Source organism: Hymenobacter polaris (assembly GCF_012927305.1).
Lineage (GTDB): Bacteria > Bacteroidota > Bacteroidia > Cytophagales > Hymenobacteraceae > Hymenobacter > Hymenobacter polaris.
The window spans coordinates 1,610,729-1,628,714 of the sequence record NZ_JABBGH010000001.1 but is presented as its reverse complement, the minus strand read 5'-3'; the positions used below and the strand labels follow the sequence as shown (position 1 = coordinate 1,628,714).

General features: G+C 63.0%; 27 protein-coding genes. 7 read left to right on the top strand and 20 right to left on the bottom strand.

The window, feature by feature from the left end; translation table 11 throughout:
- Nucleotides 1-170: 170 nt before the first annotated feature.
- Nucleotides 171-800, top strand: coding sequence for an OmpA family protein (locus HHL22_RS06965; RefSeq protein ID WP_169530208.1), 630 nt, complete (start codon nucleotides 171-173; stop codon nucleotides 798-800).
- A 72-nt stretch (nucleotides 801-872) separates the two neighbouring features.
- Here the strand turns inward: HHL22_RS06965 and HHL22_RS06960 are convergent, their stop codons facing one another.
- The 8 genes from HHL22_RS06960 to HHL22_RS06940 form a co-directional block, all read right to left on the bottom strand.
- A complete protein-coding gene (locus HHL22_RS06960) occupies nucleotides 873-1,106 on the bottom strand; it encodes a hypothetical protein (protein ID WP_169530207.1) in 234 nt (77 codons plus the stop codon).
- A gap of 129 nt (nucleotides 1,107-1,235) precedes the next feature.
- A complete protein-coding gene (locus tag HHL22_RS06955) occupies nucleotides 1,236-1,502 on the bottom strand; it encodes an SDR family NAD(P)-dependent oxidoreductase (protein WP_317172644.1) in 267 nt (88 codons plus the stop codon).
- A gap of 44 nt (nucleotides 1,503-1,546) precedes the next feature.
- Nucleotides 1,547-1,702: an SDR family NAD(P)-dependent oxidoreductase gene (locus HHL22_RS06950; protein WP_169530205.1), complete on the bottom strand. Its 156-nt coding sequence runs from the start codon at nucleotides 1,700-1,702 to the stop codon at nucleotides 1,547-1,549.
- 82 nt (nucleotides 1,703-1,784) lie between these two features.
- On the bottom strand, nucleotides 1,785-1,889 hold the full coding sequence (locus HHL22_RS23985) for a helix-turn-helix domain-containing protein (protein ID WP_241737986.1): 105 nt from the start codon (nucleotides 1,887-1,889) through the stop codon (nucleotides 1,785-1,787).
- 3 nt (nucleotides 1,890-1,892) lie between these two features.
- Nucleotides 1,893-2,174: a hypothetical protein gene (locus HHL22_RS23980; RefSeq protein ID WP_241737985.1), complete on the bottom strand. Its 282-nt coding sequence runs from the start codon at nucleotides 2,172-2,174 to the stop codon at nucleotides 1,893-1,895.
- On the bottom strand, nucleotides 2,122-2,289 hold the full coding sequence (locus HHL22_RS23975) for a hypothetical protein (protein WP_241737984.1): 168 nt from the start codon (nucleotides 2,287-2,289) through the stop codon (nucleotides 2,122-2,124). Before HHL22_RS23975 ends, HHL22_RS23980 begins: the two co-directional genes overlap by 53 nt.
- A 3-nt stretch (nucleotides 2,290-2,292) precedes the next feature.
- The gene (locus HHL22_RS23970; RefSeq protein ID WP_241737983.1) at nucleotides 2,293-2,457 is read right to left on the bottom strand and encodes a hypothetical protein; all 165 of its coding nucleotides are present in this window, start codon (nucleotides 2,455-2,457) and stop codon (nucleotides 2,293-2,295) included.
- A gap of 239 nt (nucleotides 2,458-2,696) precedes the next feature.
- The gene (locus tag HHL22_RS06940; RefSeq protein WP_169530204.1) at nucleotides 2,697-3,233 is read right to left on the bottom strand and encodes a DUF1572 family protein; all 537 of its coding nucleotides are present in this window, start codon (nucleotides 3,231-3,233) and stop codon (nucleotides 2,697-2,699) included.
- Between the two features lie 109 nt (nucleotides 3,234-3,342).
- Here HHL22_RS06940 and HHL22_RS06935 point away from each other — a divergent pair, with 109 nt between their 5' ends.
- On the top strand, nucleotides 3,343-3,756 hold the full coding sequence (locus tag HHL22_RS06935; RefSeq protein WP_169530203.1) for a helix-turn-helix transcriptional regulator: 414 nt from the start codon (nucleotides 3,343-3,345) through the stop codon (nucleotides 3,754-3,756).
- Between the two features lie 77 nt (nucleotides 3,757-3,833).
- Nucleotides 3,834-4,595, top strand: a complete 762-nt coding sequence (locus tag HHL22_RS06930) for an SDR family NAD(P)-dependent oxidoreductase (RefSeq protein ID WP_169530202.1) — start codon at nucleotides 3,834-3,836, stop codon at nucleotides 4,593-4,595.
- A 106-nt stretch (nucleotides 4,596-4,701) separates the two neighbouring features.
- Here the strand turns inward: HHL22_RS06930 and HHL22_RS06925 are convergent, their stop codons facing one another.
- The 3 genes from HHL22_RS06925 to HHL22_RS06915 form a co-directional block, all read right to left on the bottom strand.
- A complete protein-coding gene (locus HHL22_RS06925; protein WP_169530201.1) occupies nucleotides 4,702-5,160 on the bottom strand; it encodes a hypothetical protein in 459 nt (152 codons plus the stop codon).
- Nucleotides 5,161-5,289: 129 nt separating this feature from the next.
- Complete coding sequence (locus tag HHL22_RS06920; protein WP_169530200.1) at nucleotides 5,290-5,532, bottom strand: hypothetical protein; 243 nt, start codon at nucleotides 5,530-5,532, stop codon at nucleotides 5,290-5,292.
- Between the two features lie 9 nt (nucleotides 5,533-5,541).
- Nucleotides 5,542-6,474: a DUF58 domain-containing protein gene (locus HHL22_RS06915; protein WP_169530199.1), complete on the bottom strand. Its 933-nt coding sequence runs from the start codon at nucleotides 6,472-6,474 to the stop codon at nucleotides 5,542-5,544.
- Nucleotides 6,475-6,791: 317 nt separating this feature from the next.
- On the opposite strand from HHL22_RS06915, the gene HHL22_RS06910 reads away from it, so the two are divergent.
- Nucleotides 6,792-7,184, top strand: coding sequence for a DUF3276 family protein (locus tag HHL22_RS06910; protein ID WP_169530198.1), 393 nt, complete (start codon nucleotides 6,792-6,794; stop codon nucleotides 7,182-7,184).
- A 155-nt stretch (nucleotides 7,185-7,339) separates the two neighbouring features.
- Nucleotides 7,340-8,440 (top strand): redox-regulated ATPase YchF, encoded by a 1,101-nt coding sequence (gene ychF, locus HHL22_RS06905; RefSeq protein ID WP_169530197.1) that lies wholly within the window; start codon nucleotides 7,340-7,342, stop codon nucleotides 8,438-8,440.
- 126 nt (nucleotides 8,441-8,566) lie between these two features.
- Here the strand turns inward: ychF and HHL22_RS06900 are convergent, their stop codons facing one another.
- The gene (locus HHL22_RS06900; protein ID WP_169530196.1) at nucleotides 8,567-9,682 is read right to left on the bottom strand and encodes a mandelate racemase/muconate lactonizing enzyme family protein; all 1,116 of its coding nucleotides are present in this window, start codon (nucleotides 9,680-9,682) and stop codon (nucleotides 8,567-8,569) included.
- Nucleotides 9,683-9,973: 291 nt separating this feature from the next.
- Between HHL22_RS06900 and dnaN the strand changes: the two genes are divergently transcribed.
- Both dnaN and gldC read left to right on the top strand, forming a co-directional pair.
- Nucleotides 9,974-11,098, top strand: coding sequence for a DNA polymerase III subunit beta (gene dnaN, locus HHL22_RS06895; RefSeq protein ID WP_169530195.1), 1,125 nt, complete (start codon nucleotides 9,974-9,976; stop codon nucleotides 11,096-11,098).
- A 133-nt stretch (nucleotides 11,099-11,231) separates the two neighbouring features.
- Entirely contained in the window at nucleotides 11,232-11,567 is a 336-nt protein-coding gene (gene gldC / locus HHL22_RS06890; protein WP_169530194.1) for a gliding motility protein GldC, read from the top strand.
- A gap of 276 nt (nucleotides 11,568-11,843) precedes the next feature.
- Here gldC and HHL22_RS06885 read toward each other — a convergent pair whose 3' ends face one another.
- The 8 genes from HHL22_RS06885 to HHL22_RS06850 all read right to left on the bottom strand — a co-directional run bounded on the left by HHL22_RS06885 (nucleotide 11,844) and on the right by HHL22_RS06850 (nucleotide 17,972).
- Nucleotides 11,844-13,103: an arsenic transporter gene (locus HHL22_RS06885; protein WP_169530193.1), complete on the bottom strand. Its 1,260-nt coding sequence runs from the start codon at nucleotides 13,101-13,103 to the stop codon at nucleotides 11,844-11,846.
- Complete coding sequence (locus HHL22_RS06880; RefSeq protein WP_169530192.1) at nucleotides 13,103-13,339, bottom strand: hypothetical protein; 237 nt, start codon at nucleotides 13,337-13,339, stop codon at nucleotides 13,103-13,105. The genes HHL22_RS06885 and HHL22_RS06880 overlap by 1 nt, the downstream gene beginning before the upstream one ends.
- 90 nt (nucleotides 13,340-13,429) lie before the next feature.
- The gene (locus tag HHL22_RS06875) at nucleotides 13,430-13,597 is read right to left on the bottom strand and encodes a hypothetical protein (RefSeq protein ID WP_169530191.1); all 168 of its coding nucleotides are present in this window, start codon (nucleotides 13,595-13,597) and stop codon (nucleotides 13,430-13,432) included.
- Nucleotides 13,598-13,789: 192 nt separating this feature from the next.
- The gene (locus HHL22_RS06870) at nucleotides 13,790-14,329 is read right to left on the bottom strand and encodes a hypothetical protein (RefSeq protein WP_169530190.1); all 540 of its coding nucleotides are present in this window, start codon (nucleotides 14,327-14,329) and stop codon (nucleotides 13,790-13,792) included.
- A 215-nt stretch (nucleotides 14,330-14,544) separates the two neighbouring features.
- On the bottom strand, nucleotides 14,545-15,084 hold the full coding sequence (gene dcd, locus HHL22_RS06865) for a dCTP deaminase (protein WP_169530189.1): 540 nt from the start codon (nucleotides 15,082-15,084) through the stop codon (nucleotides 14,545-14,547).
- Nucleotides 15,085-15,196: 112 nt separating this feature from the next.
- Nucleotides 15,197-16,201 carry a hypothetical protein gene (locus HHL22_RS06860; RefSeq protein WP_169530188.1) on the bottom strand — a complete coding sequence of 335 codons (1,005 nt, stop codon included), beginning with the start codon at nucleotides 16,199-16,201 and terminating at the stop codon, nucleotides 15,197-15,199.
- 101 nt (nucleotides 16,202-16,302) lie between these two features.
- Nucleotides 16,303-17,589: a glutamate-1-semialdehyde 2,1-aminomutase gene (gene hemL / locus HHL22_RS06855; protein ID WP_169530187.1), complete on the bottom strand. Its 1,287-nt coding sequence runs from the start codon at nucleotides 17,587-17,589 to the stop codon at nucleotides 16,303-16,305.
- A 2-nt stretch (nucleotides 17,590-17,591) separates the two neighbouring features.
- Nucleotides 17,592-17,972 (bottom strand): DUF2750 domain-containing protein, encoded by a 381-nt coding sequence (locus HHL22_RS06850; protein ID WP_169530186.1) that lies wholly within the window; start codon nucleotides 17,970-17,972, stop codon nucleotides 17,592-17,594.
- Between the last annotated feature and the right edge of the window lie 14 nt (nucleotides 17,973-17,986).

Genomic DNA, 17,986 nt, shown 5'->3' with positions numbered 1-17,986 from the left:
TTTTATTGGCGAGCTGGTGGCCAAGTACCTAATCTAGCCCATAAATCCTGCCAACGAAGCGGGAAATCCAGGCGCTGGCTAAAGGCGCATAAGCCAGCCCAATGGCTTTAGTAGCAACCAGGATTATGCGCAAAACTCAACTTTCTGGGCGGATAAAGCGTAGAAATCCAATGAAAAATGTAATTATCCCCTTTTTCGCGGCGGCTTCCCTGGCTTTCACGGCCTGCGAGCAAACCACTCCTTCCGAAGCTGCCCAGCACAACCAGGCTGGTGAAGCCACCGCCGATACGGCCGTGGTCTTTCGCGATGGTAAGTCGGCCGCTACTGTAGCGGGCAATGCCGCTGGCAGCGTGGCTAATGCCTTCGATATAAGCAAAGCCAAGCTGAAGAGCGTAAAATTTCCGGAAGTGCGCCTGCCCAATATTACCGTTACCGAGGACAGCACCTACAGCGTGTACGCCGTGAGCGACGATGTGCTGTTCGATACCGATAAGGCTACCATCAAGCCCACCGCTGCCGCTACGCTCGACGAGATTGCCAACTCCATCGGCACCCGCTTCGCCAGCCGCGATGTGCAGGTAACGGGCTTTGCCGACTCGCGCGGCGATGCCAGCTACAACATGCAGCTGGGCCAGGAGCGCGCCAACGCCGTGAAGGCCTACCTGGTGAAAAACAGTAAGCTCACTAAGAACAGGGTGGACACCGAGAGCTTCGGTGAGCAGAAACCGGTAGCCACCAACGCCACCCCCGCCGGGCGCCAGCAGAACCGCCGCGTGGAAATCGTGGTGCGCAAGAAGTAGCCGCTGACAGCCACCAAAAGCCCCGTTGCCGGTTGCGGTAGCGGGGCTTTTTGGTGCGCACGGCCCTAGGGATTATGCTGCCAGCGCGGGGTTGGTGGCCGTGGCCATGGCCTGCCACTGTTGCATCTGCTGCTGCACAAAGGCTATTCTCTGCGCCGCGAGTTGGTAGGCGTCGGCCCCTAGGAACAGGTGCGGGGGCGGGTGTTCGGCCTCGCTTACCTCGATGAGCACCTGGGCCACCTTCAGTGAGTAGCCGGGCTGCCGGCCGTTAGTGGGCTGCTGGTGCGCGGCTTGCGAGTGGCGCATGGCCTGGTAGGCGGCCAGGAGCTGCTGGGGCGTGCCCAGCGAGCCACCCTTCGGAAACCCGGTGCGGAAGTAGCCGGGCTACATCACTATAGCGTGTATGTCAAATTGTTGCGTATCAGCGGTATATGACTAGGTAAGGATGACTGCCACGAACTTGATGCCGCAGCAGATGCCCCAGCCGGCAAAGCTGCCCGTGTAGCTACCCACCAACGAGATGTTGAACACCCGGCCCGTGCCCTGCCGCCGCAGGTGCGGCGTGGCGCAGCACCTGCGGCGGCAGGGCGCGTTGACGTTGAGACGCTGCCGCGCTTCTTGGTTGCTCAGCTCTTCGGGGCTGCCAACCTGGCCATAGCCGGCGTTGTTCACCACTGCGTCGAGGCGGCCGAAGGTGCTGATGGTTCAAGTAATAGCCCGCTGCACGTCGGCATCGTTGGCCAGGTTTACCTGCAGCTGGCCGTACCCACCGCTTCGGTGAGAGACGACAGGCGGCGCGAGGTGGCAGCTACGCGATGGCCTTCGCGCGGCAGGCGCTGCACCAGCGCCAGGCCTAGGCCCTGCGAGGCTCCGGTAACGAACCAGCTTTTAGGAGAACTCATAAAGCAGTCGTTGTTGATACCGCAAAACAAGCGCTGCCCCTGGCCCGGCGGCTTACCCGCTTCAAACCGATGCTTGCAAAAATCAAACTGCCCGCACGGCCGAGGGCGCCATCCCAGCGTGCTTGCGGAAGAAGTTGCTGAAGTGCGCCGGCTCCTCGAAGCCCAGGCAGTAGCCAATCTCGGCCACCGGTCAGCTGGTGTGCCGCAGCAGGGCGTAGGCCTCCTGCACCAGCTGGCCGGCAATGAGCTGGGTGGTAGTCTTGTTCGTCACCTGCCTAAGCGCCCGGTTGAGGTGCACTGCCAACTGCCCGGCAAAGGCCTCGGCCGAGCGCAGGCGCACCCGCTGGCCCGGCAGCTCAATCGGAAACTGCCGCTCCAGCAGCTCCGTGAACAGCGCGGCGAGGCGCGTGGCGGCCGTGCTACCGTGGTGGAGCGCGGCGGCCGGTTGCAGCTTGAAGGTGCTGTGCAGCAAGCACGTGGGTGCGCAGCAGGTCGTACCTGAGGGCGTAGTCGGCGTGCAGCCCGGCCAGCACTTTCTCAAACAGCAGCCCTAAGGCCGCGGCCTGGGCCTCGCCGAGCTGGTACACCGGCTAGCCACCCGGCCGAAATATGGCCAGCTCGGCCAGCGGCGTGCTCAGCTGCCGCTGCAAAAAAGCCTCGGTGAAGATGTAGAAGAAGCCCGTCAGGTTGGCATCGAGCAACTCCCAGTCGTAGGGCACCAGCGGGTTGCCGAAAAACAGGGCGTGGCCGCTCAACGCAAGGGTTTTATCGGCAAAATAGTAGCGGCTGCGGCCTGCTACCAGCGTGACTTTGTAGAAGTCCTTGCGGCTGTACGGGAGATTGCCCGCTGTCGGCCCGCGAAGTCGTCGAGCCGAAACACGTTGAAGTGTCCCATGTCCCGCCGCAGGTCGGCGGGCAGCCAGTGCAGCTTCTGCTGGTAGCAATCTTCAAGGGTGTGCAGCTGGAGTATGGCGCGAAGTTGCGTGAATCAAACCTAGGGCTGGCGCCCCGCTTGCGCCTCCTTGTCCGCGTTGAACGCCGCCGACCCGCCCCGCGCAATGGACAGCGACTGCCAGGCCTCGCTCTGCACCAGCTTGCCCATGAGCAGCAGCTGGCCCACGTGCGAGGGGTAGTGCGCCAGCTGCCGGTTGATAGCTTCCACTACGCTGTGCGGCTCGTGGCGGATGTACACCGTACAACTCAAGTCGGCCTCGGTCAGCGACTCTAGGGCGGCGAATAGGCACTGCCAGCCGGCTTCCCAGCGGGCCAGTACCTCGGCGCGGGTCGCCAAGTCGTTGTCGAACTCGGCTTCGCGCTGGCGCCAGGACTTCTCGCCGTCACTGGTCAGAAAGTCGGTCCAGCGCGACAGCATGTTGCCGGCCAGGTGCTTCACGATGCTGGCCATGCTGTTGCAGGCGGGGTTGGGCTGCCAGCCCAGCGCCTCATCGGGCACCTGCGCCAGGGCTTTCTCCCCTAGGGCCTTGTACGCGGCAAACTGTTGGCGAGCGCTGGCGAGGTAGTCGGCGGGCATGGCGAATCAGGGTATTTGAAGAAGCCGGTAAGGTAGAAAGTATTTTGAAGCCGCGTGCGTAAACTGGATGTAGCGGCCGCCATTTGGCCGCGCTCGCTGTTAGCTACCTATGCCTACCACGCCCATTCCGAAGAAAATCCTGGCTCGCCAGCACGAGATTGTGGCCGACTTCACCCGCCTCGTACACGCCCACGTCGACGACCTGGTAGCCGGCCGCGCCACCGAGGCGCTCGAAATCCGCGATTTTGCCAGCCAGCTCTGCCTGCATCCTACCCATCTGAGCAACACCATCAAGCAGGCTACCGGCGCGGCCGCCTGCGCCATCTACGAGCGCCGGCTGGTAGCCGTGGCCCAGGCGCTGCTGCTGGAGCCCGGCCGCACCATTGCCGACGTGGCCGCGCAGCTCACCTACGACCCGTCCAACTTCACCAAGTTCTTCAAGCACTTCGTGGGCATCACGCCCCGGCAGTTCCGGGAAGAGGCCTGGGCCGCCCGGCGCGAAAAAGCGGAACTACTCACCTAAAAAACTGGGCTACTCACCAGCGCCGGGCCGGCCCGCGCCCAGACCTTTGCCCCCACAATAACCCCTTCTTTTTCTACATGAGCGATACCAAAATAGCCTTGGTAACCGGCGGCAGCCGCGGCCTGGGCAAGAACATGGCCCAGCACCTCGCCCAAAAAGGCCTCGACGTGCTGCTGACCTACCACAGCCAGCAGGCCGAGGCCGAGGCCGTGGTGGGCGAAATCACGGCCCTAGGCCAAAAAGCCGCCGCCCTGCAGCTCGATGCCAGCAACGTAGCCAGCTTCGACGCGTTTTTCGAGCAGGTGAAGACCACCCTGCGCGGCACCTTCGACGCCGACGGCTTCGACTTTCTCATCAACAACGCCGGTACTGGTCTCTACGCGCCCATCGCCGACACCACGGAGGCGCAGTTCGATGAGATTGTCAACATCCACTTCAAAGGCCCGTACTTCTTGACGCAGAAGGCCTTGCCGCTGCTCCGCGATGGCGGCGGCATCGTCAATATCTCGTCGGGCCTTACGCGCATGGCCAACAACATGTCGTCGGCCTACGCCAGCGCCAAGACGGCCCTCGAAACCCTAACCCGCTACCAGGCCAAGGAGCTGGGCGCCCGCCGTATCCGCGTCAACACCGTGGCCCCCGGCGCCATCGAAACCGACTTCGGCGGCGGCCGCACCCGCGACAACAAGGAAGTGAACGCCCACATCGCCAGCCTCACCACCCTGGGCCGCGTGGGCCTGCCCACCGACATCGGCCCGGTAGTAGCCTTTCTCTGTACTCCTGACGCCTACTGGATTGATGCCCAACGCATTGAGGTGAGCGGCGGCCAGGCGCTGTAGCCGGCAGCTTTAAGCTTCGGGAACGTTAAAAAGGCCGCCCAATTGGGCGGCCTTTTTAGGGTTGGCCTGGTGGTAGGTAGTTATTTGGAACCCTAGCCAAGTCGGGCTACAGTCCCTGGAAAACCGGCCGGTACGGGTTCCAGATGCCCCACGGAATCATGAGCAGCACCAGCAGCAGGGCGATGCCAAGGTAGATAAAAGCCTTTTTGTGCTTCAGCGTGTCGGTAGGGGCGTTTTTGAGCGCAATGCGGCCTACCTGGGCCAGGATGGCGGCCAAAATCATCACGGCGATGTGCTCGACGCCGAAGAAGCGGGCCTCGGTATTGTGCATGCCGTACTGCTTGAGGCCATTGAGGCCCCAGGGGCTAACCCCGAAGTACAGCCCTAGGCCCACGATGACTTGCAGCCACATAAAGCCCGAGAAGGCGGCGGTCACGGCGTTGTCGCCCTTGGTAAAGGGGCGGTTGCCCGACCAGCCCGCGTAGGCTTTGAACACGGCCAGCAGGCCCGCGCCAATGACGAACCAGCGCAGCCAGGAGTGCAGAAAGAGAAGAACTTGGTACATAAAAAGTCAAGTAAAACCGGTTAGGCCGGCACCGTGAAAACTGCGGCAAAAGTAGGGCCTGCCGCCAGCGCCCCAGTGAGCTGCCCTAGGGGTATGGCTGCCAAGTATTGGTGGCCAACGGGTTAGCTCTTAAAATTCGCCGGGCTCGGGCGTGGGGGCGGGCGCGCCGCCGCGGGCCCGCTCGCGGCGCAGTTCGTCGGCAATGCCCACCCCTAGGGCCACGAAGATGCTGATAAAGGGCAGCACCATGCCAAATAAAAACCAGCGCCGAAACGAGCGCCCCCGCGAGTACGCCACGTAGCCCGTGATGAGGGCCAGCAGCGCGTCAATGGCCAGCACCAGCAGCACCGTCCCAAAAATTACTTTTCCCATATTATCAACTTAGCGGGCTTTGCCGCGCTTCACCAGATACGCTTGCAGCACCTTCGCGAACGGCTCGCGGACGTCGACGGGCACAAAATCAATCTTGAGCTGCCCGCAGCGCAGCGCCAGCTCGGCCTCAAACTGCTGCATGGCGGCCTGGTACTGGGCCCGCACCTGGGTTGGTTGCAGCCGAATCTCCTGGCCCGTTTCCACGTCCTCGAAGATGTAGGGGCGATTTTCAAACTCGAAGTTGCTTTCGGTGGCCCGGTCGAGCACGTGAAACAGCAGCACCTCGTGGTGCTGGTGGCGCAGGTGCTGCAGGGCGGCCAGCGCGGCCGCCTGCTCCTCGGCCCCGCGCCCCAGCATGTCGCTGAATAGAATAACTAGCGAGCGCTTCGGAATTTGCTGCGCGATGGTGTGCAGCACGCCCGCCACGTCGGTGTGGCGGCGGGTGGCCGGGGTGGGGGCGGGGCGCTCCAGCAGCTGTTGCAGGGCCAGCAGCAGCGTGTGGCGGTGGGTGCTGGTGCTGCGCACGGGCGTTTGCAGCTCTACCTGCTCGGCAAACGTGACGAGGCCCACCGCGTCGCGCTGGCGAGTGAGCAGGGTAGTAAGGGCCGCCGCCGCCAGCACCGAAAAACGCAGCTTGTCGTGGCCCGGCACCGGGTAATACATGCTCGGGCTCACGTCGAGCAGCAGATGGGCGCGCAGGTTGGTTTCCTCCTCGTAGCGCTTCACAAACAGCTTGTCGGTGCGGGCCAGCACCTTCCAGTCGAGGTGGCGGGTGCTCTCGCCGGGGTTGTAGAGCCGGTGTTCGCTAAATTCGACCGAAAAGCCGTGGTAAGGCGACTGGTGCAAGCCCGTCACGAAGCCATCGACCAGCTGCCGGGCCAGCAGTTCCAGGTTTTCGAACGAGCGAATGGCGGCCAGGTCCAGCCCGGAGGAGGTAGGCATAGAAAATTAGGGGTTTCAGATAAAAGGCATTTGGCAGCGGCTTTGCAAAGTTGCCAGAGCCGTAGGTAGGCTAGTAAGCTGGCTATGAGTGCCTGAGCTACCAGACCAGCCTAAATGGCCGCCAGGCGAGCCTTGAACAGGTGTTACGTATTGATTAACACCAACGCGGCGAATGCAGTTTCAGCGCTTATTTTTGACTTAAAGCAGCGACCCTTATGCCTAGCCGAAGAACGAGCACGGGCGCTTTAGTTACTTGAATTTATCCGCATCCTCGCTACTTAATTTTCTCGCACCCCACCTTTTTACAAAGCTAGCTCGTGGACGAAAGATACCCGAAAGACCAGGAAGAAATTTACTCCTACCGCATGAAGGCCGGTAAGCGCACGTATTTTTTCGATGTGAAGGCTACCCGTGGCCAAGACTATTACCTCACCATTACGGAAAGCAAGCGCCGGCCCGGCGCCGACCCCGACGGCCCCGCCAGCTACGAAAAACACAAGATTTTTCTCTACAAGGAAGACTTCAACAAGTTTATTGATGCCCTGCACGACGCCGTAGACTACGTGCGCGACGAGCTGCTGACCCCCGAGGAAGTAGCCGAGCTGGACCGCCCCCGCCCCGAGCGCGCCGATAGCCCCGACGGCCAATTGCCGCGGCCCGACGGCCAGCAGCCCGACGCCCTGCCCGACCTCGGCGACAGCACCTACTAAACAGCCGGTCTAACCCTTGCTGCCTTTTGCCGCGCCACTGCCCCTAGGGGTGGTGGCGCTGGCATTTAGGGCCGCCCCGCGCCGCCGCCGTACCTTTGCCCCGTGAGCCGTGAATAACTCATAACTCATCATTCATAACTCATAACTTCAAAGAAATGGGCCTCCGCTGCGGTATTGTCGGCCTGCCGAACGTCGGCAAATCCACGCTTTTCAACGCGTTATCCAACGCCAAGGCCGAGTCGGCCAATTATCCCTTCTGCACCATCGAGCCCAACGTGGGCGTCATTACGGTGCCCGACGAGCGCCTGCAAATCCTGGAGGCGCTGGTGAACCCCAAGCGCGTGCTGCCCACCATCATCGAGTTTGTGGACATTGCGGGCCTGGTGAAGGGCGCCAGCAAGGGCGAGGGCCTAGGCAATAAATTCCTGGCCAACATCCGCGAGGTGGACGCCATTATTCACGTGGTGCGCTGCTTCGACGACCCCAACATTGTGCACGTAGCTGGCGGCGTCGACCCCGTGTTTGACAAGGACGTGATTGATACCGAGCTGCAGCTCAAGGACTTGGAGAGCGTCGAGAAGAAGCTGGTGAAGAGCGAGCGCAGCGCCAAAGCCGGCGACGCCGCCGCCAAGAAGGAAGTGGCCGCCCTGCAAAAGTTTAAGGCCGCCCTCGACGCTGGCCAGAACGCCCGCGCCGTAACGGCCACCGAAGACGAGAAGGAGGCAGTGGCCGACTTGCAGCTGCTCACCATTAAGCCCGTCATCTACGTGGCCAACGTGGACGAGGGCAGCATTGCCGCCGACGGCAATAAGTACGTGGATGCCCTGCGCCAGCACGTGGCCGCCGAGCACGCGCAGGTGGTAGTGGTGTCGGCCGCCATCGAGTCGCAGATTGCCGAGATGGAAGACCCCGAGGAGAAGGAGTTGTTTCTCAGCGAGTACGGCCTCCAGGAGTCGGGCCTCAACAAGCTCATCCGCGCCAGCTACGACCTGCTGAACCTGATTACTTACTTCACGGCCGGCGTGCAGGAGGTGCGCGCCTGGACCATCCACCGCGGCGACAAGGCCCCGGCGGCGGCCGGCGTCATCCACTCCGACTTCGAAAAGGGCTTCATCCGTGCCGAGGTCATCAAGCTGCCGGACTACCAAGAGTATAAAACCGAAGTAAAAATCAAGGAAGCCGGCAAGATGGCCGTCGAAGGCAAAGACTACGTGGTGCAGGACGGCGACATCATGCACTTCCGGTTTAACGTCTAGAACCGCAGATTTAACTGATTTAACGGATTGCGCAGATTCTTAAAACGGCCTTGGTGCTCTGAAAAGAGGTGCCAAGGCCGTTTTTATATAAATAGGCGTGACCGCCTTTCTCAGCATTTAATTAGCTCACAGCGTCACCCGCTCCGCCCTTTCCAGCCATTCGGGCGCAATGCTGGCCCCTAGGCCCGGCATAGTCGGCACCTCCACCACGCCGCCGGGCTGGTAGCGGATGCCGCCCACCACGGGGTCGGCGGTGAACATAAGGGGCGTGTCGAAGTCGCAGTGCTGAATGGCGGGGTGCAGCAGGGCCAGGTGGGCGGCGGCCGTCATGCCCAGGCGCGACTCCAGGAAGCCGCCTACCTGCATAGTTAGGCCCGCGGCGGCGCCCAGCTCTACAATCTTGCGTGCCCGGTGAAAGCCCGACGACTTGCCCAGCTTGATATTGAGTTGCTGGCAGGCCCCTAGAGCAATGAGGCGGGCGGCATCGTGCTCGTCGCCACAGCTCTCGTCGGCCATGAGGGGGATGGGCGAGGCGGCCCGCACGCGCGGCAGCTCCATGAAGCGGTAGCGGGCAATGGGCTCTTCGCAGTGCTCGATGTTGAATTCGCCCAGGGCCTGCAACACGGCAATGGCGTAGTCGGCAGTGCGCCAGCCCTGGTTGGCGTCGATGCGCAGCGGGTGCGCCGGGCCGATGCCCGCCCGAATGGCCCGGATGCGCGCCACATCAGCCTCCAGCGTTTCGCCCAGCTTTACCTTGATGGCCGGGAATCCCTCGCGCTGAAATCGCACGGCGTCGGCCTGCATCTTGGCGGCGGGGCCTAGGCTCACGGTCATGTCGGTGTGCAGCACTTTGTCGGCGCGGCCGCCTAGCAGCGCGTAGATGGGCAGGCCCGCGTACTGCCCCGCTAGGTCGTGCAGGGCAATATCAAAGGCGCTTTTAATGCTGCTGTTGCCGTAGATGAGGCGGTCTAGCTCGGCCAGGCAGCCGGCGATGTCGAGCGCGTCGCGGCCCCGCAGCACCTGCGCGAAGTACTGGCCCACGACAAAGCAGGTGTCCTGGCTTTCGCCGTTGATGGTGAGGAAGGGGCTGCACTCGCCAAAGCCCACCCGGCCATCGGCGGTGCGCAGCGTGACGACCACGTTTTGCACATGTGTGAGGGGGCCTAGGGAAATGACGAACGGCTCGTGCAGCGGCACCAGCAGCTTATAGAGGCTAACGGACTGGATGAGGGAGCCGCGCATGAAAGTTGAGTAGGTGGTTGGCTGTTAGGTTAATAAGTCAACTAGTGCGTTATTTTTAATAGGACGTCATTCCGAGCTTGCCGAGGAATCGCGCTCGCGCCGCCTAGGGTCGTTATAAACAACAACCGTTCAACGACGCGAGCAAGATTGCTCGGCAAGCTCGGAATGACGTTCGCATCTGCCCAGCCAGCTGCTCCTTACCTACCCATCCCCGGCAAGATAAGGACTGGCATTGGGTGCCCGCCCGGCGTATCTTTGCCCCCTTCCAAACCCTAGCCCAGCCCCACCTTTATGAAGTTCATTGTTTCGTCCTCGGCCCTGCTCAAGCAGCTCCAGAGCATCAACGGCGTGGTTACGAACAACCCCGTGGTGCCCATCCTGGAGAACTTCCTATTCGAGATTGAGCCCGGTAAGCTCACCATCACGGCTTCCGACCTGGAGACGAGCATGATAACCGAGCTGCCCATCGAGGCGCGCGACTCGGGGCGCATCGCGGCGCCGGCCCGCATCCTGCTCGATACGCTGAAGAATCTGCCCGACCAGCCCGTAACCTTCACGCTGGACGAAGAGACCTACACCATCGAAATCAGCTCGGCCAACGGGCGCTACAAGCTGGCCGGCGAAAACGCCGCCGACTTCCCCCGCGTGCCGGTGGTGAAGGGCTCGGCCCCGGTCGAGATGCCGTCGTCGTCGCTGGCGCGGGCCATCAACAAAACCATCTTCGCGGTGAGCACCGACGAGCTGCGGCCGGCCATGACGGGCATCCTGGTGCAGCTAGCCGACCAGCAGGTAACCTTCGTGGCTACCGACGGGCACCGCTTGCTGCGCTACCGCCGGCAGGACGTGGGCGCGGGCCAGACGGCCAACCTCATCATTCCGCGCAAGGCATTCAACTTGCTCAAAAGCTCGTTGCCCAGCGAGGCCACGCCGGTACGCGTCGAGTTCAACCAAAGCAACGCCTTCTTCTCGTTCAACCAGATGCGCCTGGTGTGCCGCCTCATCGACGAGCGCTACCCCGACTACGAGAACGTTATCCCGGTTAGCAACCCCAATAAGCTGACCATCAACCGCCAGGAGCTGCTGAACTCGGTGCGCCGCATCAGCATCTACTCCAACAAAACCACCCACCAAGTGCGCCTGCGCCTCACCGGCTCCGAGCTGGTGATTTCGGCCGAGGACCTGGATTTCAGCAACGAAGCTAAGGAAACCCTGGCTTGCCAGTACGACGGCGAGGACATGGAAATCGGCTTCAACGCCCGCTTCCTGCTCGAAATGCTGAGCAACATCGACTCCGAGGAAATCACCCTGGAGCTAAGCACCCCCAACCGCGCCGGCCTGCTGATGCCCACCCAAAGCGAGGAAAACGAGAACATCCTGATGCTGGTAATGCCAGTGATGCTCAACAACTACGTGTAGTATTTTCAACCAGTTAGGAACGTCATGCTGAGCTTGCCGAAGCATCTCTCCCACGCCACCTGAGTTCGTTCAACGACGTGAGAGAGATGCTTCGGCAAGCTCAGCATGACGTTTTTTTTACTCAATTGCTCTTATGAAGAAATCAGAAATTCGCTTCAGCATTGCCCTCGACGACCAGAAGGTGCCCGAAGCCATCAGCTGGCAGGCCACCGACGCGGGGCAGGACCTGAATTTTGCCAAAGCCATCAACGTCGCCATCTGGGACCGCAACGCCGATGCCACGATGAAAATCGACCTCTGGACCAAGGACATGCCTACCGACGCCATGAAGTACTTCGTGGTAGACAACATTGGCTCGATGGCCGAAACCATTATGACGGCTACCGGCGATAAGCAGATGGCCGACAAGATGCGCGCGCTCTGCAAAGAGCTGGGCGACTACCTCGACGAGCAGGGCGCTTCGAGCTAGGCAGTAGTTTTGGCTAGCTAGCGGCCTAGGGCCGCGCGAACAAAAAAGACCCCGGCGCGCAATGCGGGCCGGGGTCTTTTTTATTTGCGAAAGCTACTCAGGAACTAGCCCCGGACAACTACTGCTAGGCGGCGCGGCCGAGCGTAAAGCTTGGCGCGAAGCCCGGTGCCAATAACCGGCAAGCCGCGGAAAGACTTAAGGAAGCTGCAACTGGTTATGAGATAAAAATTATGAATATAACCAACTGAGGCATAAGGAATTTAACTGAGGGCTTGCCTAGTACGGCACTACGAACAGCGACCCAATCGCCAGCAGCAGGGGCACCGTCATTACCAGGGCGCCGAGCTTGAGGAACTGCCAGGCGCTAACGGTGATGTTTTCGCGCCGCAGCGCCACCAGCCACAAAATGGTGGCCAGCGAGCCGGTAACCGATAGGTTGGGGCCGAGGTCGATGCCGATGAGCACGGCGCTTTTCAGGGTTTCGGACACGTGGGCCGTTTGCAGCACGTTGCCCGCCAGCAGGCCGGCGGGCAGGTTGTTCAGCACGTTGCACAGCAGGGCCACGCCCACGCCGCTCACCCAGGTCGTTTTGGTAGCCGCGTGCTCGGCGCCGGTGTTGAGTAGGGTAGTCAGCCAGCGCGTTACGCCCGTTTTGGTGAGGGCCTCCACCAGCACAAATAGGCCCGCCACCAGCGGCAGCACCGACCAGGAAATACCTTTCAGTAAATCGAGGGGGCTTTTGTGAGCGCTCACCAGCACGATGATAGCCGTGAGGCTGCCCGTGATGGCCGTGGGCAACCCCAGCTCGAGGCCCCGCGCCGAGGCAAAGAGCAGCGCCAGCGCCGTGGCGCCGATGCCCCCAAGGGCCACCTGGCCGCCGCGGCTGAGGGCGGGTAGCGCCACGTTTTCTTCGATGCGGCGGCCTAGGGCCTGCTTCTGGGTGAACAACAGCAGGAAGTACGTGGCCCCGATAGCCACGGCCGACGGCAGCAGATAGCGCGGCAGCCAGGTGAGCAGCGGCGGCATGTGCGCGCCGTAGATGACCAGGTTGGCAGGGTTGGAGATGGGCAGTACGAACGAGGCCGCGTTGGCGATAAAGGCGCAGCTGAAGAGGTAAGGCAGCGGGTTCTTGACCTTGGCAGCCCGCACGGCGCTGGCCACGGCCGGCGTCAGCACCACCGCCGTGGCATCGTTGGAGAGGAAGGTGGTGACGACCACGCCCACCAGGTAGATAAGCAAAAACAGCCGCCGGGCCGAGCCCTTGGACAGCCGGGTGGCGTGGGCGGCCAGCCACTCGAAAAGCTTTTCCTCGCGGGCGGTTTCGGCCAGCAGCATCATGCCGGTCAGAAACAGGTAGACATCCAGCCCTTTGGCTACGCCGGCCAGGCCTTCCGAGGGAGTGAGCAGCCGCAACACCAGCAGCAGCCCCGCCCCGCCCGCCGCCCACACGAACTCGGGCACGCGCAGGGGCCGCAGGATAACCAAGGCAATGGAAATGGCCGAAATGGCCCAAATAAGGAGGGTGCTGGGGGGCATCAGGAGCTGGGTGACGAAGAAGTAGCAACTGGTTTGGCGTTGCGACTGGGCCCAAGCTGCGTGCCCAGAATGCCGTTGGCTTCCCGGGCGCCGAAGCTGGCCGCAGAGCTGCCCAGGCGCGGCCGGGATGGCTGCTGGCAGGGCGCCAGGGCCGGCGCGAGGTGGTGGCAGCCGCGGCGGCCGGTGGCGCCGCCGGCCGCCGCGGTAAGCGGGCAAAAAGGTAGAAAGTCGGCCATGCGGGGGCAGAAGGGCTACGGAATGAAAGAGGGGCGGGCAGGGGCCGTAGGGGCAGTGGCGCCACCAACTGGCTGCTGCGCAAGGCGCGGCTAACCGGCCGGCTGGCGGGCCGGGCTGGCGGCGGGCGCCCGGTCGCGCGTTTCGGGCATCAGCACCCAAAAAAAACCCAAACCCACCAAGGCAATAGCCGTCAGTACGTAAAAAGTGAAGTTGTCGCCGTGGGTTTTGGCCAGGTAGCCGGCAACCGAGTTGCTCAAAAACGCGCCGATGCCCTAGGCAGAAGCTATCTCTACACACCTGGATGCGGAGTGCCAAACCGCCTTAACCCCCTCGCTAGCCCTCGCAGCCACCAGTCGGGCAGCGCAATCGGTGAGTTCTTGCGAAGCGGTAGCTGCTAAAAAAAACGCCCTGGCATAATGCCAAGGGCGTTTTTTGCTGTGAAGCGCTGGTTACTGGCGCACGGCGGCGCGGCCGGGCTTGGCGCCCGCCTTGCCCTGGCCCATCACGGCCTCATTTGGCCGCACCGGGGCGGGGTGCTGGATGGCCTCGTTCAGCAGCGAGGCCGAAGCGTTGTGGGCGTAGTCGTGGTCGAGCTGCGCGTAGCGCTTGCGGGCGTCGAAGTAGTCGGTGTACTGGTCGCTGCTGAGCAGGGCCTGAAACTGCTGGTCGCGGGTCTGGTTGAGGGCGGTGGTTTGGCGGCTGGCCTCGGCGGGGTTGCGGGCCTGCTCGCGCTCGATGGCGGCCAGCTTGGTGGTGTAGTCCAGGTTTATCTGGCGGGTGCGGTCGGCCAGGAAGCTATTCAGGTGCAGGTCGCGCACCATGTGGGTGCTCAGGTTTTCGGCCCGGTCGGTGGTAGCGGAGTTTAGGCGCGGGCTGGGCTGGGTTTTGTCCTGCGCGGCGGCGGGCGAGGGCGACGGAACGGAAACTTGCTGCGCGGCGGCAAGCAGCGGCCCTAGGGCCAGCGCAACGGCAAAAACGGGCTTACGCATCGGGGAAAAGCAAAGGGATGAGAGCAGGAAAAGGCCAACTATCGGGCCAAGGCGGCGCACTAGCTGGCTTTTTTTAACGCGGAAGCGTTGGCGGAGGTTGGGCCCCGGCAGGCGCACCGGGGCGGCTAGCGGGCCGCGGGCCGGGCCAGGGCCGGCCGGGCGCCTAGGGCCAGCCGAGCCCTAAAGGGCCGTTATGCCGCCGCTAAGCGCCTGGTTTAAAACTTGTTTTTCCACATCATGCTCTCCACCGGTTGGTCGGTGCGCTCGTTGTATTTGGCCGAGGGCTTGCGGTTGTAGAACGTGTGCACGTCGCCCTGCAGACCGAAGTAGATAAGCTGGCCCACGGGCATGTTGCGGTACACGCGCACAGGCATCGACACGCTGATTTCCAGCGTCCAGTGGTTGCAAAAGCCTACGTCGCCCTTGCCGGCGGTGGCGTGAATGTCGATGCCCAGCCGGCCCACGCTGCTCTTGCCCTCCAGAAAGGGCACGTGGGCGTGGGTTTCGGTGTACTCGGCCGTTACGCCCAGGTAGAGCACGCCGGGCTGCAGCACAAAGCCTTCGTCTTCAGGTATTTCGAAGGTGGTGATGGTGTTGTGCCGGCGGGCGTCCAGCACCGGCGCGTCGTAGGTGGCCAGGTAGCGGCCCAGGTGTACGTCGTAGGAGTTGGTGCCCAGGCAGCTAGGGTCGAACGGCTCGATAACAATGGTGCCGCGGGCCATTTCGGCTTGAATTTGCTGGTCAGTCAGTATCAAAATCGCAGATTTAACGGATTTAACGGATTTCGCAGATACGCTTGCCTTTGGCAAGCTGGCTACGCGAGTGGGGGCGAGTTGCCGGATGGGCAGGTGCTTGGTGGTGAAATGGTTAGCGGCGCGGGTGGCGGTCAGTTTCCTCGTCCTCGTCGGGCTCCTCGTCCTCGTCGTACTCGTCGGCGGGCAGCTCGGTGGTGCGCTGGGGGCGCAGGCGGCTCAGCAGGCTGGGGCGCGGGGCGGCGGGCTCGTCGGGGGCGGGGTAATCGGCCGCCGGGTAGTCGGCGCTAGCGTCGGTTTCGGGGTAGAAGGTAGCCGGCGTGGCTTCGAGGGCGCGCACCTGGCGGCGCAGGCGGTGCAGCTCGGGCAGCAGGCTGCCCACCGTGTACAGCAGCAGGCCGAATGAGCCCAGGCTGAGCAGCAGCGTGAGGTAGCCCACCCAGCCGGGGCCGCTGCCGGGCGCCTCGGCCCGCGCGGCGGGGCTGGTCAGCGGCTCTTCGGGGGCGGGGCTGCTACCGCTGCCAGCGGCCGGGCTGCTGGTAGCCGCGTTGCTGGCGCTGGCACTTTCCTGGGGCAGGGGGCCGTGGGTGGTGAGGGGCGCGGCGGGGGCTAGGGGCTCCTCGGGCTCGGGGCCGGCGGGCGGGGCGGCGCTGCCACTGGCGTTGAACTGGGCCGCCGCCTGCTTGATAACGCGCTGCTCGGTGCGGATGAGGCTGCGCTTTTCATCAAGCGGCAGGCCCCGAATGAAGAACTCGAAATTGCGGTCGCGCAGCACGCCGCTCAGCTGCTTCTCAAACTCGGCCAGCGTGAGCGAGTTGCCGCCAAAGCGGGTTTTGTAGCGCTCGGCCACGCCGTTGTAGTTGGCAAACAGCCGCTGCAGCTCGGCGTTGTTTTCAAAGTTGGTAAACTCCTTGCGCGCGGCGGCCGTGCGCAGGCTGGCGGGGTACTTCTGGCGGGTGAAGTGCTTGTCGTACACCGTTTCGAAGGTGCGGAAGTTCAGCTCGTCGATGGTGCGGTCGAAGAGCTGCTTGTTGGCCTGGGCGGGGGTGAGGCCCGCGCCGTCCTTGGGCTGGGCGGCGGCCAGCAGCGGCAGCCATAGCAAGAGCAACAAAAAACGCATAGGCAGGAAAGCGCAGGATGCGCAAAGTTGGCAAGGTTTGGCAAAGGTCGGCCCCCAGGCTGCTTGGCCAAACCCTGCCCTAGGGCCGCCGGGGCCCAAAACTACGCGTGCGCCTCGATGAGCGATTCGCGGCAGGCTGTTAAATACTTGTCCACCAGCTCATCGGTGATGGCCGTGGACACAAACAGCGCCTCGTATTGCGAGGGCGCCAGGTAGATGCCCCGGCGCAGCATGGCGTGGAAGTAGCGCCCGAAGGCCGGTAAATCGGACTGCTTGGCGTCTTCGAGATTGCTAACGGGCCTAGGGGTGAAAAAGAGGCTGAACATGGAGCCCACCCGGTTGACGGTGTAGTGCAGGCCCAGTTCCTGGGCAATCTGGCGGGTGCCGTCGGCCAGGCGGGCGCTGGTGGCTTCCAGCTGCTCGTACACCTCGGGGTGCGCGTGCAGGTAGCGCAGCTGGGCCAGGCCCGCGGCCGTGGCCAGGGGGTTGCCCGAGAGCGTGCCCGCCTGGTACACCTTGCCGGCCGGCGCCACCTGGTTCATGATGTCGGCGCGGCCGCCGTAGGCCCCCACCGGCAGCCCGCCGCCAATAATCTTGCCTAGGGTCGTCATGTCGGGTACTACCCCGTAGAGCTGCTGCGCGCCGCCGGGTGCCAGGCGGAAGCCCGTCATCACCTCGTCGAAAATGAGCACAATGCCGTGCTGCGTGCACAGCGCCCGCAGCCCCGCTAAAAAGCCCGGCGCCGGCTCCACCAGTCCCATGTTGCCCACCACCGGCTCCACGATGATGGCGGCCAGCTGGTCGGGGTTGGCCTCGATGGCGGCGTGCACAGCCGCCAGGTCGTTGTAGGGCACCGTGAGCGTATCCTGGGCCACGCCCTGCGTCACGCCCGGCGAGTCGGGGGCCCCTAGGGTAAGCGCGCCCGAGCCGGCCGCAATCAGAAACGAGTCGCCGTGGCCGTGGTAGCAGCCCTCGAACTTGAGGATTTTGGCGCGGCCCGTGTAGCCGCGCGCCACCCGCACGGCCGACATGGTGGCCTCGGTGCCCGAGTTTACCAGGCGCACCTTCTCCACGCTGGGCACTAGTTCAATCAGCAGCTCGGCCAGCTCGATTTCGCGCCGGGTGGGCGCGCCGTAGCTCAGGGAGTGGGGGAGGGCCTGGCGCACGGCCTCCAGCACCACCTCGGGGGCGTGGCCGAGTATCATGGGGCCCCACGAGTTGATAAAGTCAACGTACTGGTTGCCATCGGCATCGGTGAGCCAGGCGCCCTGGGCCGACTGCATAAACAGCGGCGCCCCGCCCACGGCGCGGAAAGCCCGCACCGGCGAGTTTACCCCACCCGGAATGACGCCTTGGGCGCGGGCAAAGAGGGTTTCGGAAGTAGTCATAATTATTCGTACTGCTGCGACTCGTGCAGCAAATGATTCTTCATTTCTTCGGCGGTTACCACCACCGAGTTTAGGTCAGTGCCAGGGAAGCCAGCTACTTTAAGCTGTTGCTCCTGCCACTGGTTTAGCAGTAAGTAGAAAGCATTAAGCTTTACCCGTTCAAGAGCGTAGGCCTGCCAATCGTTTACGAGAAAATACTCGGCGAATTCTCGCTCGGGAAATATTGCCAAGGCTGCTTTCCCGGCATTGTTAACCGAGGTTGCGACGCCTGTTGCGGCCTTAATAAGCCACACTTCCTCAAAATCAGCTGCCCGCCTAATGAGGTAGTTATACCGCTCCTGAGCGGATAAACTGAAAACACTGTTAAGCTTAGCTTGGTGCATGATGCCTGGGCAGT

Coding starts and splice junctions, on each gene's coding strand:
- HHL22_RS06930 (WP_169530202.1), top strand. CDS start 3,834: ATGAGCGATACCAAAATAGCCTTGGTAACCGGCGGCAGCCGCGGCCTG.
- HHL22_RS06885 (WP_169530193.1), bottom strand. CDS start 13,103: ATGCCCCCCAGCACCCTCCTTATTTGGGCCATTTCGGCCATTTCCATT.
- gldC (WP_169530194.1), top strand. CDS start 11,232: ATGAAGAAATCAGAAATTCGCTTCAGCATTGCCCTCGACGACCAGAAG.
- hemL (WP_169530187.1), bottom strand. CDS start 17,589: ATGACTACTTCCGAAACCCTCTTTGCCCGCGCCCAAGGCGTCATTCCG.
- HHL22_RS06925 (WP_169530201.1), bottom strand. CDS start 5,160: ATGTACCAAGTTCTTCTCTTTCTGCACTCCTGGCTGCGCTGGTTCGTC.
- HHL22_RS06900 (WP_169530196.1), bottom strand. CDS start 9,682: ATGCGCGGCTCCCTCATCCAGTCCGTTAGCCTCTATAAGCTGCTGGTG.
- dnaN (WP_169530195.1), top strand. CDS start 9,974: ATGAAGTTCATTGTTTCGTCCTCGGCCCTGCTCAAGCAGCTCCAGAGC.
- HHL22_RS06950 (WP_169530205.1), bottom strand. CDS start 1,702: ATGAGTTCTCCTAAAAGCTGGTTCGTTACCGGAGCCTCGCAGGGCCTA.
- HHL22_RS06920 (WP_169530200.1), bottom strand. CDS start 5,532: ATGGGAAAAGTAATTTTTGGGACGGTGCTGCTGGTGCTGGCCATTGAC.
- HHL22_RS06850 (WP_169530186.1), bottom strand. CDS start 17,972: ATGCACCAAGCTAAGCTTAACAGTGTTTTCAGTTTATCCGCTCAGGAG.
- HHL22_RS06935 (WP_169530203.1), top strand. CDS start 3,343: ATGCCTACCACGCCCATTCCGAAGAAAATCCTGGCTCGCCAGCACGAG.
- HHL22_RS06960 (WP_169530207.1), bottom strand. CDS start 1,106: ATGCGCCACTCGCAAGCCGCGCACCAGCAGCCCACTAACGGCCGGCAG.
- HHL22_RS06915 (WP_169530199.1), bottom strand. CDS start 6,474: ATGCCTACCTCCTCCGGGCTGGACCTGGCCGCCATTCGCTCGTTCGAA.
- HHL22_RS06965 (WP_169530208.1), top strand. CDS start 171: ATGAAAAATGTAATTATCCCCTTTTTCGCGGCGGCTTCCCTGGCTTTC.
- HHL22_RS06880 (WP_169530192.1), bottom strand. CDS start 13,339: ATGGCCGACTTTCTACCTTTTTGCCCGCTTACCGCGGCGGCCGGCGGC.
- HHL22_RS06860 (WP_169530188.1), bottom strand. CDS start 16,201: ATGCGTTTTTTGTTGCTCTTGCTATGGCTGCCGCTGCTGGCCGCCGCC.
- ychF (WP_169530197.1), top strand. CDS start 7,340: ATGGGCCTCCGCTGCGGTATTGTCGGCCTGCCGAACGTCGGCAAATCC.
- HHL22_RS06940 (WP_169530204.1), bottom strand. CDS start 3,233: ATGCCCGCCGACTACCTCGCCAGCGCTCGCCAACAGTTTGCCGCGTAC.
- HHL22_RS06870 (WP_169530190.1), bottom strand. CDS start 14,329: ATGCGTAAGCCCGTTTTTGCCGTTGCGCTGGCCCTAGGGCCGCTGCTT.